This is a genomic window from Vibrio sp. 10N.222.49.C9, from assembly GCF_041474985.1.
Classification (GTDB): Bacteria; Pseudomonadota; Gammaproteobacteria; order Enterobacterales; family Vibrionaceae; genus Vibrio; species Vibrio crassostreae_C.
The window spans coordinates 1-362 of sequence record NZ_JBFRVD010001073.1; the positions used below are offsets into that span (position 1 = coordinate 1).

The window sequence follows — 362 nt, forward strand, 5'->3', positions numbered from 1 at the left end:
ATATACACGAAGGTATTGAGGATACCTTGGTCATCTTTGAGAACCGATTGAAAAACATCACCGTGGAGCGAGATTACCACTCAATCGCCCCCACATTTTGCCGCCCCATTGCGCTGCAGCAGGTATGGACCAACCTAATTTCCAACGCCCTAGATGCGATGGATAACAATGGGAAACTCAGTATTCACAGCGCATTAGATGCAGATAAACAGCAAATAGAGATCGTATTTCAAGACAACGGGTCTGGCATTGAATCAGAACAGCTCGAAAATATTTTTGAACTTAACTTTACCACCAAGAAACAAGGTGACTTTGGCTTAGGCATAGGGTTGTCCGTGTGCCAGCAAATAGTCCACCAGCAC

General features: G+C 45.0%; 1 protein-coding gene. It reads left to right on the forward strand.

Annotated features, from left to right (window positions below):
* Positions 1-362: sensor histidine kinase (locus AB4585_RS26945; protein ID WP_372171802.1), on the forward strand; the 362-nt coding region annotated here is incomplete at both ends.